The 13,140-nt window shown below is 74.9% G+C and carries 12 protein-coding genes; 6 read left to right on the top strand and 6 right to left on the bottom strand.

Features of this window, described 5'->3' with window-relative positions:
• The first annotated feature begins 106 nt into the window (after window positions 1–106).
• A complete protein-coding gene (locus ACQUFX_RS16290; RefSeq protein ID WP_428961243.1) occupies window positions 107–1,249 on the top strand; it encodes a sporulation protein in 1,143 nt (380 codons plus the stop codon).
• A 133-nt stretch (window positions 1,250–1,382) separates the two neighbouring features.
• Here ACQUFX_RS16290 and ACQUFX_RS16285 read toward each other — a convergent pair whose 3' ends face one another.
• Window positions 1,383–1,781, bottom strand: a complete 399-nt coding sequence (locus ACQUFX_RS16285) for a hypothetical protein (RefSeq protein ID WP_428961242.1) — start codon at window positions 1,779–1,781, stop codon at window positions 1,383–1,385.
• 328 nt (window positions 1,782–2,109) lie between these two features.
• On the opposite strand from ACQUFX_RS16285, the gene ACQUFX_RS16280 reads away from it, so the two are divergent.
• Window positions 2,110–2,493, top strand: coding sequence for a hypothetical protein (locus tag ACQUFX_RS16280; protein ID WP_428966968.1), 384 nt, complete (start codon window positions 2,110–2,112; stop codon window positions 2,491–2,493).
• 185 nt (window positions 2,494–2,678) lie between these two features.
• Here ACQUFX_RS16280 and ACQUFX_RS16275 read toward each other — a convergent pair whose 3' ends face one another.
• Window positions 2,679–4,901, bottom strand: coding sequence for a HelD family protein (locus tag ACQUFX_RS16275; RefSeq protein WP_428966967.1), 2,223 nt, complete (start codon window positions 4,899–4,901; stop codon window positions 2,679–2,681).
• 295 nt (window positions 4,902–5,196) lie between these two features.
• The gene (locus tag ACQUFX_RS16270) at window positions 5,197–6,345 is read right to left on the bottom strand and encodes a LolA family protein (RefSeq protein ID WP_428961241.1); all 1,149 of its coding nucleotides are present in this window, start codon (window positions 6,343–6,345) and stop codon (window positions 5,197–5,199) included.
• A 93-nt stretch (window positions 6,346–6,438) separates the two neighbouring features.
• Between ACQUFX_RS16270 and ACQUFX_RS16265 the strand changes: the two genes are divergently transcribed.
• Both ACQUFX_RS16265 and ACQUFX_RS16260 read left to right on the top strand, forming a co-directional pair.
• Window positions 6,439–7,095, top strand: coding sequence for a response regulator transcription factor (locus ACQUFX_RS16265; protein WP_428961240.1), 657 nt, complete (start codon window positions 6,439–6,441; stop codon window positions 7,093–7,095).
• Window positions 7,096–7,175: 80 nt separating this feature from the next.
• On the top strand, window positions 7,176–8,543 hold the full coding sequence (locus tag ACQUFX_RS16260) for a sensor histidine kinase (RefSeq protein ID WP_428966966.1): 1,368 nt from the start codon (window positions 7,176–7,178) through the stop codon (window positions 8,541–8,543).
• Between the two features lie 154 nt (window positions 8,544–8,697).
• On the opposite strand, the gene ACQUFX_RS16255 is transcribed toward ACQUFX_RS16260, so the two are convergent.
• Window positions 8,698–10,422, bottom strand: coding sequence for a tetratricopeptide repeat protein (locus ACQUFX_RS16255; RefSeq protein WP_428961239.1), 1,725 nt, complete (start codon window positions 10,420–10,422; stop codon window positions 8,698–8,700).
• 55 nt (window positions 10,423–10,477) lie between these two features.
• The gene (locus ACQUFX_RS16250) at window positions 10,478–10,939 is read right to left on the bottom strand and encodes a MarR family winged helix-turn-helix transcriptional regulator (protein ID WP_428961238.1); all 462 of its coding nucleotides are present in this window, start codon (window positions 10,937–10,939) and stop codon (window positions 10,478–10,480) included.
• Window positions 10,940–10,988: 49 nt separating this feature from the next.
• On the opposite strand from ACQUFX_RS16250, the gene ACQUFX_RS16245 reads away from it, so the two are divergent.
• Entirely contained in the window at window positions 10,989–11,510 is a 522-nt protein-coding gene (locus ACQUFX_RS16245) for a VOC family protein (RefSeq protein ID WP_428961237.1), read from the top strand.
• A 24-nt stretch (window positions 11,511–11,534) separates the two neighbouring features.
• The gene (locus tag ACQUFX_RS16240) at window positions 11,535–12,563 is read left to right on the top strand and encodes a hypothetical protein (protein WP_428961236.1); all 1,029 of its coding nucleotides are present in this window, start codon (window positions 11,535–11,537) and stop codon (window positions 12,561–12,563) included.
• On the opposite strand, the gene ACQUFX_RS16235 is transcribed toward ACQUFX_RS16240, so the two are convergent.
• Window positions 12,520–13,098 (bottom strand): potassium channel family protein, encoded by a 579-nt coding sequence (locus tag ACQUFX_RS16235; RefSeq protein WP_428961235.1) that lies wholly within the window; start codon window positions 13,096–13,098, stop codon window positions 12,520–12,522. The genes ACQUFX_RS16240 and ACQUFX_RS16235 overlap by 44 nt on opposite strands.
• Window positions 13,099–13,140: the final 42 nt, after the last annotated feature.

The raw sequence follows: 13,140 nt of genomic DNA, 5'->3' as shown, positions 1-13,140 counted from the left end.
CCCACCGGGCCTGCTCACAGGCACTTCACAGGGGCTCCATCTAGGGTGCGGTAAGTCCGCGACCGGGTCCAGGGTGGAGCCCGGCGTCCTGCGCACGGGAGTTTCGATGGTCTTCAAGAAGATGCTCAGCGCGTTCGGTGTGGGCGGCCCGAGCGTCGACACGGTCCTGGCCAACCCGAACACCCGCCCCGGTCTCGCCCTCGACGGCCAGGTCAACCTGATCGGTGGGGACTCCCCGGCCAACATCGAGCACGTCACCATCGGCCTGGTCACCAGGGTCGAGGTGGAGAGCGGCGACACCGAGTACGCCGGCACCATGGAGTTCCACCGGATGACGGTCAGCGGGCCGTTGCAGCTCGCGCCGAAACAGCAGCTCGCCATCCCGTTCCAGCTCCCGATGCCGTGGGAGACCCCGATCACCGACGTGTACGGCCAGCGCCTGCACGGCATGACCATGGGGCTGCGGACCGAGCTGGCGGTGGCCCGCGCGGTGGACAAGGGCGACCTCGACCCGGTGGCGGTGCACCCGCTGCCGGTGCAGGAGCGGATCCTGGAGGCCTTCCTCGCGCTGGGCTTCCGGTTCAAGAACGCCGACCTGGAGCGGGGCCACATCCGGGGGGTCAACCAGACCCTGCCGTTCTACCAGGAGATCGAGTACTTCGCCGCGCCGCAGTACGCGCAGCAGGGCATCACCGAGGTCGAGCTGACCTTCGTCACGAACCCGCACGGCGTGGAGATCGTGCTGGAGTGTGACAAGCGGGGCGGCTTCCTCACCCCCGGGCACGACGTCTTCGGCCGGTACACCGTGTCGCACGCCGACGCCGAGCGCCCCGACTGGGTGCAGGTGGTCGACGGCTGGCTCCGGGAGACCACCTCGACCTACGGCAACCTGCGCGCGCAGTACGGCGCCCCGCAGGGGTACGGCGCCCCCGGGTACCCCCCGCAGGCCGCCGGCTACGGCCCTCCCGGGTACCCGGCGCAGGCCGGCTACGGCGCCCCCGGCTACCCGCCGCAGGCCGCCGGCTACGGCCCTCCCGGGTACCCGGCCAAGGCGGGCTACGGCGCCCCGCACGGGTACCCGCCGCACGGGCAGGGCCACGGCCGGCGCGGCGGCGTCGGCATGGGCGGCGTGGTCGCCGGTGCCGCGCTCGGCGCGGTCGGCGGCATGATCGCCGGCGAGATGATCTCGGACGCCTTCGACGGCGGTGACGAGGACTTCGGCGGCGACGACTTCGGCGGCGAGGAGTGACCCGCACCCGACGGTGACCGGTACCGGTGCCGGGATGCGCTCCCGGCCCCGGTGACCGCCGTCGGGCGGGCGACGAGGACGACGGCGGCCTCCGGGGGTGTCCCCCGGAGGCCGCCGGTCGCAGCGGGTGGTGTCAGTGCCGGGCCTTGCGCTCCCGGCCGCTGCGGAAGTTGCTGCCGGCCTTGGCCAGGCCCCGGCTACCCAGGTACCCGATGGTCAGCAGCGTGATGAAGAACCAGGCCTGCGGGGCGCGGAAGATGTCCACGCCGGCCGCGTTCTGGCCGACCAACTGCGAGGCGGCCAGCACGCCCACCACGGCGGCGACGTAGACCCAGAACTCGGTGGTGGCGAACGCCTGCTTGGTCTCCGTGCCGGGCGACATCGCCGGCTGCCGGTGACCGTCCGGCATCGCCGCCATCGGGCGGGTCTGCGCCTCCTGCATGGCGCGGGTCTGTGCCGGGTCCATCGGACGGGTCGGCACCTCCTGCGTGGACCGGTTCGCCGGCCTCGTGGATGCAGCCTGCGTGCTCATCTTGTCCTCCTCAAGGATGCGATGAGTCGTACCCTGCGCTCCCTCGCCCCGCTGCCGTGTCCCTGCCACGGCACCGTTGACGTGCTCGGCGGGGGCACCCGCCGTCTACCCGCCGCCCCCGGGAAGGTAACCCCCCCCGCCTCCGGCGGTGCCGTCCGGTGGTGTGTGTGGAAGGGGCCCTTCCTCTACCGGAAGCGTTAACAGGGGGCCCTTCCTTGCACCCGGGGCGGGGTTTAGTGGCGGCCGGTACGGGCAGGCAGCGGGTCACCGACAGGTCTGCGAGGTGATCGTGGTGCGGGAGAACGACGTGACGCGGGATTCGACCTGGATGCGGGACACCGCCCGGATGCGGGAGTCGGCCCGACAGACGGAGGAACGGATCACCGGGGACGAGTTCGGCACGCCCCGGACCGACGTGTCGCGGGTGGCCCAGGAGGAGGACCCCGGCGACCCGGCGGACGTGCCGATCGACCCGGAGGTGCTGCGCGACGGCGGCCCGACCCGGGGACAGGGGGCGGTGACCACCACCGGCGGCACCGCCGGCCCGGCCAGTGTCCGCCGGGTCGCCCGGCAGCCGGAGCGGCACCCCGGCACGGTGGCACCGACCACCACCGGGGACGCCACCACCGGCGGCCTGAGCACCCCCGCCGGCGGCCCGACCAGCGACCAGTCCTCCTCGGCCAGCCAGGTGGGCGGCTTCACCGACGAGTAACCCCCACCCCCACCCACACCCCACCCCACCCACCCCACCCACCCACCGGGCCCACCCACCCCACCCCACCCGTTGATCATGGAGTTACCGGCGGTCGAACGAGCTTGGGCGTCCGCCAAGTCCATGATCACCGGGGCGGAGGGGCGGGGGCGGGGGGCGGAGGGGGCGCAGGCGGGGGTGCGGGGTTAGGGGGTGGTGGGGCGGAGGATGCCGAGGCGTTGGGTGGCGCGGGTGAGGGCGACGTAGAGGTCGCTGCGTCCTCGGGGCGACTCGGCGACGATTCCCGCCGGGTCGACCACCAGCACCGAGTCGAACTCTAGGCCCTTGGCCTGGGCGACGGTCAGCAGCACCACCCGGCTCTCCAGTTCCGGGTGCTCGCCGATCGCCATCTCGGGCACCTCCGCGACCAGCGCGGCGCCCAGGTCGGCGACCCGGCCCTCGGGGACGATGACGCCGAGCCGGCCCTCGGTCAGCTCGGCCGCCTCGCGGGCGGTCGCCGCGACGAGGTCCGCCGCCAGCCGGTCGGGGGAGACGCTGCGGTCCCAGGGCGGGACGCCGCTCTCCCGTACCGAGCGGGGCGGGCTCAGCTCCGGGTCGATCTCGGTCAGCACCTCGGCGGCCACCGCCATGATCTCCGCCGGGGTACGGTAGCTGACCGTCAGCTCCTCCAGCCGCCACCGCTGGGCCACGTACGGCTCCAGCGCGTCGGCCCAGGAGGGGGTGCCGGAGAGCGCCCCGGTCTGCGCCACGTCCCCGACGATGGTCATCGACCGGCTGGGGCACCGGCGCATGAGCAGCCGCCAGGCCATCGGCGACAGCTCCTGGGCCTCGTCGACGATGACGTGCCCGAACGCCCAGTTCCGGTCGGCGGCGGCCCGCTGGGCGGTGGTCAGCCGGTCGGCCTCCTCCTGCCGTTCGAGCAGCCGGTCGGCGTCGATCAGGTCGGTGACGCCGAGGATCTCACCGCCGTCGGCCTCGTCCTCCACGTCGATGGAGCGGGAGCCCTTCCAGATCTCCAGCACGCCCTCGGCGTACTCCCGGTTCAGGACGCGGAGTCGTTCCCGGCGGGCGGCGGCGGCGCGCTCGTCCTCACCGAGCAGCTCCGCCGCCTCGTCGAGCAGCGGGACGTCGGCCGGCGTCCACCCGCCCGGCTCGCGGTGCAGCAGGGCCCGCTCGGCGTCGGTGAGCTGCGGCGCGGCGGTGGCGATCCGGTCCGGGTCGGCGAACAGGTCGGCCAGCAGCCGCTGCGGCGTCAGCACCGGCCAGAGCTCGTCGAGCGCCGCCCGGACCGCCGGCTCCTCGTGCAGCTCGCGGCGGATCTCGGCGATGTCGGCCGGGGAGAGCAGGTTCTCCCCGCCGAGCGGGTCGGCGCCGATCCGCTCGGCCACCTGCGCGGCGAGCGCGTGCACGATCTCGATGTCGAACAGCGGGCGGGCCAGGTTGTGCGGCCGGCCGGAGCGACGGACCCGCTCCCGGGCCGCCCGGCAGGTCTGCGGGTCGAGGTGCAGCACCTCCCGCTCGACCTCGATCTCCAGCGGCTCGTCGGGCACCCACTGCCGGTCCCGCACCGCGGCGGCGAGCACGTCGGTCATCGCCAGCCGCCCCTTGACCGCCGCGGCCGCGGCCGACTCGGTGCGCCGGGCGCTCACCCCGGGGAACAGGTCCCCCTGGGTACGCAGCAGCACGCCGGTCTCCGCGAGCGCCGGCAGGACCTGCGAGATGTACCGCAGGAACGTCAGGTTCGGGCCGACCAGCAGCACGCCCCGGGTGGAGAGTTCCCGGCGGTGGGTGTAGAGCAGGTACGCGGCCCGGTGCAGCGCCACCGCCGTCTTGCCGGTACCCGGACCGCCCTGCACCACCAGCACCCCGGGCAGGTCGGCGCGGATGATCCGGTCCTGCTCGGCCTGGATGGTCTCGACGATGTCGCGCATCCGGCCGGTCCGACCGGCGTTGAGGGCGGCCAGCAGGGAGGCCTCCCCGGTCAGCTCCTCGTGCCCGGTGGGGGAGGCGGTGGCGAGGTCGAGCACCTCGTCGTTGAGGCCGGTCACCTTCCGCTGCCGGGTCCGCAGGTGCCGCCGGCGGCGGATGCCCTGCGGGTTGGCGGCGGTGGCGAGGTAGAACGGCCGGGCGGCCGGGGCCCGCCAGTCCATCAGCAGCGGGTCGTAGTCGTCGCTGGTGTCGAAGATGCCGATCCGGCCGACGTAGTGCCGGCCCCCGTCCTCGGTGTCCAGCCGGCCGAAGGCCAGGCCGTTCTCCACCGCGGCGTACTGTTCGACCTGGTCGGCGTACATCCGTACCGAGCTGTCGCGCTGGGACCGGTCCTGGAGGGTGCCGCCGGTGGCGCGCAACGCCTCGGTGAGCCGGGTCGCGGCCTGCTCCCGCAGGTCGTCCAACCGGTCGTAGAGCATCGAGACGTACTCCTGCTCGCGGCCAATCTCGTCCGCGGACCGCAGCTCACCGGGATCGCCGGACTGCCTTGACAAGCCGTCTCCTTGGTAGCTAGAATTAGCGCAGGAATGGCATGCGTGCCATTCCTTTTTGTGTCTCTGAACTCGCAAACATACCGCGCCACTCTGCGCCGCACCAAGCTTTCCAGAACCCGCCGCCGGGCGAAAACCCTTCCGACCCCGCTGCGGGGTGCGGACGGACCGGGGGTCCGGGCCGGCAAGCCGGCCCGGACCCCCGGGTGGAGCGTCGAGGCGGTCAGCCCTTGGCGACCTCGTAGAGCCGTTCCGGCGTCACCGCGCCGGCCAGCAGCCGCCCGTCCTCGGTCAGCAGCACGTTGACCAGCTTCGTGCTGAACAGTCGACCCCGACCCCAGTCCCCGCTCACCTCGGGCAGCCCGCCCAGCAGGTCGGCCGCGCCGGACGGAAGGTCACCCGGCGAGGTCGCGCCCGTCGCGCCGGGCCGTCCGCCCCGGTCCTCCCGACCCGTCCGGTCGGCCTGGTCGGTCGTGACCACCAGCACGGTGGTCCAACCCTCACCGACGGCCCGTACGCCGTCCGGGACGCCGCCGTGCGGGGCGGACCCGGCACCGTCCGCGCCGGCGGCCCCGGCCGGCTTCTCGACGGCCGGCTTCTCGGTGACCGTCGTGCCGGGCGGCGGGTTGAAGGTGAACTGGTCCGCGTCGGGGCGGCGCAGGTCGATCTGGGTGAAGGCGATCTCGAAGGCCGGCCGGTCGGCGGCGTCGGCGAACACCTCGAACCGCAGCGGGACGTGCTCGCGCGCGTCGATGGCGACCCGTACCTGGTCGACCAGGGAGGCCTCGTCACGCGGCCGGAGCACCAACTCGTACGCGTCCCGCCCGGCGACCGTGGCGGACCGGCCGACACTGACCTCGGTACTCGGGTCGATGGCCGCCAGCGCCCGGTCCGCCGCCTCCTGCGGGGTCACCGGCAGGCTCGGCTCCACCTCCGTCGTGCCCGCCTCCGGCAGCGTGCGGTGCGTGGCGGTCTTGGAGCGGCTCTCCCAGGTCCACAGGTCCCGGCCGTTGCGGATGATGTCCCGCTCGCCGAGCGTGTCGACCAGGGCGATCCGCTGCCGGTCCGGCCCGGAGTGCCAGACCCGCAGCGTGTGCGTGCCGGTGAGCAGGGCGGTCGGGTCGTCACCCGAGCCGAGCAGGCCGGCCAGCGGCGGCAGGCCCAGGTCCGCCCGCTGCACGACGGTGCCGGAGAGCCCCTCCAGCCGGGCGGTCTGGAGATCGACCAGGAGTTGGGCCGCGCTGCGGGGCGGCAGGCTGGGCTCGGCCTGGGCGGCGAACGTGCCGATGGCGGCACCGCCGCCGACCACGGTGACGGCGGCTGCCGCCGGAACCAGCCAGCGCAGGACGGGACGACTTCTCAGGACGGACATGGTGGCACCTCCTGTACCCATGGTGCCCAATGACGGCTGAGAGCAGGCTGAGGGCGCACGATCGGGGTACGCCGGCAGTGGCACCCTGGAGGCGTGCGGTTGCTGGTGGTGGAGGACGAGGCGCGGCTGGCCGCCGCGTTGCAGCGGGGGTTGCAGGCCGAGGGGTTCGTGGTCGACGTGGCCGGTACCGGCCCGGCCGGCCTGGACGCGGTGCGCGGCGGCGGGTACGACGCGATGATCCTCGACGTGATGCTGCCCGGCCTGTCCGGGTACGAGCTGGTCCGGCGGATCCGGGCCGAGGAGCGCTGGCTGCCGGTGCTGATGCTCTCCGCCAAGGACGGCGAGTACGACCAGGCCGACGGGCTCGACTGCGGGGCCGACGACTACCTCACCAAACCCTTCTCGTACGTGGTCCTGCTGGCCCGGCTGCGGGCGCTGCTGCGGCGCGGGGCACCCCAGCGGCCGGCCGTGCTCAGCGCCGGTGACCTGAGCCTGGACCCGGCCCGGCGCCGGGTCACCCTGGCCGGTGCGGAGGTCGCCCTCACCGCCCGCGAGTACGCGCTGCTGGCCTACCTGATCCGTCGGCCCGGCGAGGTGGTCTCCAAGATCGAACTGCTGGACCATGTCTGGGACGCCAGCCTGGACACCGCCCCGAACGCGGTCGAGGTCTACGTCGGCTACCTGCGCCGCAAGATCGGCCGGGACCGGCTGGAGACCGTCCGGGGCGCCGGCTACCGCCTCACCGCATGAGCGGGGAAGGAAGGGCCCCCTCTTATCGCCTCCGGTATAGGAAGGGCCCCTTCCTGACCCTCGGGCTGCGGGCCCGGCTGATGGTGATCGGGGTGCTCGGGCTCATCGCCGGGTTCGCCGCCGGCGGGGCGATCCTGCTCGGCGTGCTCAACTGGACCCTGCACCGCACCGTCGACGCGGAGGCCCTGCGCACCGCCGACGCGGTCGCCCGACTCGCCGCCGAGGACGCCCTGCCCGACCCGCTGCCGGTGGCCGGCGGTCAGGCCCGGGTCCAGGTCGTCGACGCCCAGGGCCGGGTCCGGGCCGCGTCGATCGACGCCGACCGGCTGGTCCCGATGCTGCCGCTCGACCGGATCGACCGCAGCGGCCAGCAGCGGGCCGTCGTCCCCGGGCAGCGGCTGGGGCTGGAGGGGCCGGTCCGGGTGGTCACCGTGCCGGCCGGCACCCCGGCGGACCCGCTCACCGTCCTGGTCGGCCGGTCGCTGACCGACGTCCGGCACAGCGCGGAGATCGTCCGTACCATTCTCCTGGTCAGCTTCCCCCTGCTGGTGGCGCTGCTCGCGGTGGTGGCGTGGCGGGTGGTCGGCGCCGCGCTGCGCCCGGTGGAGGCGCTGCGCAGCGGGGCGGCCGAGATCACCGGCAGCGCCGGCACCGGACGGCTGCCCGTACCCGCGTCGCACGACGAGATCCACCGCCTCGCGGTCACCCTCAACGACATGCTCGACCGGCTCGCACGCGCCCGGGACCGGCAACGGGCGTTCGTCTCCGACGCCGCGCACGAACTGCGCAGCCCGCTGACGAACATGCGTACCGAGTTGGAGGTGGCGCAGCGGCTCGGGGACCGGACGGACTGGCCCGCGGTCGCCGCCGACCTGCTCACCGACACCGAACGGCTCAGCCGGCTGGTCGACGACCTGCTCCTGCTGGCCCGGCTCGACGAGACCACCCCACCCGGCCGGGCCACCGGGCCGGTGGAACTGGGTGGCCTGCTGGCCACCGTCGCCGGCCGGTACCCCTCGCCGCCGGTCGAGGTGACGCCGGTACCCGAACCGCTCTGGACCGTCGGCGACCCCGACGACCTGCACCGGATCCTGGCGAACCTGGTCGACAACGCGGTCCGGTACGCCCGCCACCGGGTGGTGCTGGCCGCGCTGCCGCAGCCCGGCACGCCGTACCACCTGGTGACGGTGACCGACGACGGGCCCGGCATTCCCGCCGCGGACCGGGAACGGGTCTTCGACCGGTTCACCCGGCTGGACGACGCCCGGGCGCGGGACGCCGGTGGCGCTGGCCTGGGCCTGGCGATCGTCCGTGACCTGGTCCGCCGGGCCGGCGGCACGATCGCCCTCACCGACCCCGACCCGAAGCGACCCGCCGACCCGTCGGCCGGCCCCGGCCTGCACGTCCGCCTCCACCTCCCCACCCTCCCCCACCCCGACCAGGACTGACCCACCCCCGCCCCCCACCTCCGCGCGCCTCCGCGCGTTGATCATGGAGTTGACGGCATCGGAAGCGTCTCTGGCCCCCGTCAACCTCATGATCAACGTGGGCAGAGGCGGGAGGGGGAGGAGGGGGGAGGGGCAGGGGGGGAGGGGGTGGGGGTTAGCGGCGGTTGGTGCAGATGGGGCGGGAGCGGCCGACCGAGTCGGTGGACCAGACGACGGCGACGGTGAAGCAGAAGTCGGTGCCCCGGTCCAGGTTGTGCACGGTGTAGGTGGTCGTGCCGGCCGGCAGTTCGGTGAAGGCGCGGGGGTCCTGGCCGGACCGGCCGCCGGAGACCACCACCGGACCTTCCGCCCCGTTCGGGTACGTCCAGCGCAGCACGATGGCGTCCCGGTTGTCGTCGAGCCGTACCGAGCCGGGCGGGGTGCCCGGGGTGGCGACCGGTTCGGACGGGCGGGGCGTGGCCTCACCCGAGGCGCCGGGGGAGGGGCCGCCGACCGGCGGGGCGTCGTCGCGGGAGCCGCCGACCCGGGCCACCCCGGCGATCACCGCCGCCGCGCCGAGCAGCGCCACGACCACCCCGGCCGCGATCACCGGTACGAGACGGTTCGGGCGTGGGGGCGGCGGCGGGCGGTGCACCGGCACCGGCAGCAGCCGGGACGGCGCGTCCGGTTCGGTGTCGCGCCGGACCCGGTGCACCCCGGGCGCGGTCAGGCTGGTGCCGGCGCGCGGGACCACCGCCGGGGGTACCGCACCGGTGGCCGTTCGGTCGGCCTCCTCCGGCGGCCAGCCGCCGGCCTCCTCCGGCGGCCAGCCGCCGGGGTCGTCGTCGAGCGGCAGCCGGGGCGGGGGTACCGGGTGCGGCGGGGCCGGGGAAGCGTCGGTCTCCGGCTCCGGGTACGCCGGCCCGGACGGGTGCTCCGCCTGCCCCCAGTGCGTCGGCGGGTCCCAGTGCGTCGCGGGGTCCCAGGATGTCGGCGGGAGGTCCTCGGGCTCCGCGTCCCGGGAGGACGACGGCGGGTACGCGGGTTCCGGGTCGGCCGGGCCGCCGGGGGAGGACGACGGCGGGTACGCGGGCTCCGGGTCGGCCACGCCGCCGGGGGAGTACGGCGGCTCCGGGTCGTACGGCGGCTCCGGCGGGCCCGGGGCGGCTGCGGCGGCCGGGGTCGGCTCGTCGGGCTCGTCGTCGGCGCAGACGTGGTCCGACTTCGCCGCCGCCCGGCTCAGCGCGGCGACCTGCGCGGCGAGGGGGTCGCCGGGGGTGAGGTACCGCCGGCACAGCTCGTCGGCGTAGGTGAGGTTCCGGTGCGAGTCGGCGTACCGTCCACAGTCGCGCTGCATCGCGCCGAGCCGCGCCAGCATCTTGATGCCGCTGGGATGCCCGTCGCCGTAGACCTCCCGGTGCAGCTCCCAGGCGTCCTGCAACCGGTCCCGGGCCACGCCGCACTGGCCCCGCGCGTACTCCACGGTGGCCAGGTCGGCGTGGGCGGCGAGGACCCGCAACGACTCGGGGCCGTCGGTGGCGGTCAGCTCGATGATGACCTCGGAGTAGAGGTGGGCGGCGCGGGCGTCGCTACCGACCCGGTGCAGGACCGCCGCGAGGGTGGCCGCCGCGGCGACGGTCTGCGGGTCGGAGCGCCCGTACAGTCGGCCGGTGGCCGCGTACGCGTAGGCGGCCCAGGCCCGCGCGGCCTGCGGATCGCCGAGCGCGACCAGCACCCGTGCCTGGAGCCCGGCGGCGTCGGCCAGTTCGGGCGAGGCGTTCGCCGGCCGGGGGTCGGCGTCGGCCAGCGCGTCGGCCAGCACCCGCCGGGCACCGTGCAGGTCGCCAGCGGACACCAACTGGTGCGCGTGGACAGTCAGTTCATCCAGGCCCGAGGACACGCCCCATCGTGCTTGCCCCGCGACGGTATGTACAACCCCCGGAATGGACGGATTGTCAGGAAGCATTCAAGTGGTCGGCGATCGCTTCGCTGATTCGGCGCAACTGGTCGACCTGTGCGGGGCTCAGCGCGTCGAACAGGTGCCGCCGTACCCCCTCGACGTGGCCGGGCGCGGCGGCGGCCAGCGTCGCGAAACCCTGCTCGGTGAGGACGGCGAGTTGGCCCCGCCGGTCGGTCGGGCACTCCTCGCGGCGGATCCACCCGGCGGCCTCCAGCCGGGCCGCCGCGTGGGACAGCCGGCTGCGCGAGGAGGCGGTCTCCGTCGCCAGCTCGCTCATCCGCATCCGGCGGTCGGGCGCCTCGGAGAGCCGGACCAGGATCTCGTAGTACGCGTGCGGCATGCCGGCGTCACGTTGCAGCTCCCGGTCGAGAGTTTCCATCAGCCCTCGGGAGGCGCTCAGGAACGCACGCCAGGTGCGCTGCTCGTCCGGGTCCAACCAGCGGGTCATGAGCACCATCATAGCCGGTGTAGTTGAGCGCTCAACTAAATCGCGCTACCGTCGGGGCATGGGAATCCACCGACTGAACCACGCCGTGCTCTACGTGAGCGATCTCGACCGTAGTGTCGCCTTCTACCGGGACGTCCTCGGGTTCCGGCCGATCCCGATGACCCCCGACGGCTTCCGGGGGGCCGCCTTCCTCCAGGCCCCGGACTCGACCAACGACCACGACCTGGGCCTGTTCGAGCTGGGCGCGGGGGCGGGCCGCTCGGCCGCCGGCCGCAGCGCCGTCGGCCTCTACCACCTGGCGTGGGAGGTCGACACCCTCGACGAACTGGCCGCCACCGCCGAGCGGCTGGCCGCCGCCGGAGCCCTGGTGGGCGCCTCCGACCACGGCACCACCAAGAGCCTCTACGGCCAGGACCCGGACGGCCTGGAGTTCGAGGTGGTCTGGCTGGTCCCGGCCGACCTGCTGGACGACGCCGCGCTCACCGCGCGCAAGCGGATCGGCCGGCTCGACCTCGACCGGGAGCGGCAGCGGTACGGCGGTCAGACCCGGGGCGGGGTGGGGATCTCCGTGCCGGCCTGAGTGCTCGTGCGGTACAACGTCAGGATGCCGACCGACGCCGTTCTCCGCGAGCTGACCGCCCGACAGCTCGACGCCTGGCTGCCGGGAGCGTTGCAGCGTTCCCGGCGGGCCACCCTCGCCGTGGCCGGCGCCCCGGCCGACGCGCAGACCCCGGAGGCGGCGGTCCGGGCCGTCGGTGCCGCCGCCGGTGCCGGCCTGCGGGGTCGACGGCTCACCGTGCTGGTGCTGGCCGACGGCACCGAGGAGCTGCCGGCGCGGCTCGGCGCGGCCGAGGCGGAGCTGCCGACCGAGGTGGCCGTGCACCTGGTGCCCGGCGACCACACCCGGCTGCCGGTGGCCCTGAAGGCGGCCGGCGCGGCCGGCGCTCCGCTGCTCACGGTCGTCGACCTCTACGGGTGTAAGGAAGGGCCCTCTCTTAACGCATACGGTAGAGAAGGGTCCCCTTCTTGCGCGGCGGTGCCCGGGGCGGGTGGGGCTCCCGGGGCGGGTGGGGCTTCGGTGGGGGGCGCGGAGGTGGCGGGGCTGTCGCGGGCGGTGCTGGCCGCCGCGGCGAGCGGTCGTCCGGCCGAACTGCTGGTCGTCGCCGACACCCCGGTCCGGGCCGCGCTCACCGAGCGGTTCCCGCTGGTCGCCGAGGTCGAGTGGGTACCCGCGGACGGGGCCCAGCCCCGGCTCGTCGCCTTCGCCACCGGCTCCGACCGGGGGCTGGACGCCTTCAAGACGGGGCTCTGGGAGGTGGCCGGGCAGCTCGGCGCACGGTTGCGCGACCCCGCCGACCCCACGGCCGCGCCGCTGGCCGCCACGACCGACCCGGACCCGGCGCCGCTGGGCCGGGAACTCCTCGCCGAACTGGCCCGCTCCGGCCCCCGTACCGTCACCGAGCTGCGCCGGCACACCCTCACCGCGACCGGGTACCGGTCCACCGACGCGGTCCGCGCGGTGACCGGCCTGCTCGACGCGGGGGCCGCCCGGCGCGACCCCGAGCACGGCCGGCTCGGCGGTGACGTGGTCATCCACGTGGAGGCGGCGACGTCGGCCTGGTCAGGTGCTTGAGCACCAGGGACAGCCCGGTGGCGATGACGCCGATGCTGAACACCATCTGCGCGGCGACCACCGACCGGGCGAACTGCCCCTCGGCGTGGACGTCGCCGTACCCGATCGTGGTCAGCGTGGCGAGGGCGAAGTAGAGCGCGTCGACCCGGGTCCGGAGGTTGACGAACTGCTCCGGTGCGGTGACCGCGATGACGTAGTCGGCCAGCGCGAAGGCCAGCAGCCCGGCGACCAGCGCCACCGCGAGGTGGGCCAGCGACCGGACCTGCCCGTCGCCTCCCGCCGGCCCGGCCCCCGCCGCCGACGGGGCCTGGTCCGGCCCGGCCGGGGCCCGCTCGGCGGCGAGTTGCCGGCGGACCTGCCCGGTGACCAGCAGGGCGACCACGATCACCGCGACCACGGTGAGCACGGCCCGGACGGCCAGCCGGGGCCCGTTGGCGTCCGGCTGCACCGGTACCACGAAGTACACCAGGACGAGGAGCGCGCAGGCCAGGATCGTCCGTCGCTGTTCCTTCCGGTACGGCCGCCGCCGACTCATGCCGTGATTGTCCGGTGCGCCCGTATCGCCGCGACGGCGAAC

The organism is Micromonospora fluostatini (genome assembly GCF_050410825.1).
GTDB lineage: Bacteria > Actinomycetota > Actinomycetes > Mycobacteriales > Micromonosporaceae > Micromonospora > Micromonospora rosaria.
The sequence above is the reverse complement of the archived record's forward strand: the minus strand, read 5'-3'. Positions and strand labels throughout refer to the sequence as shown.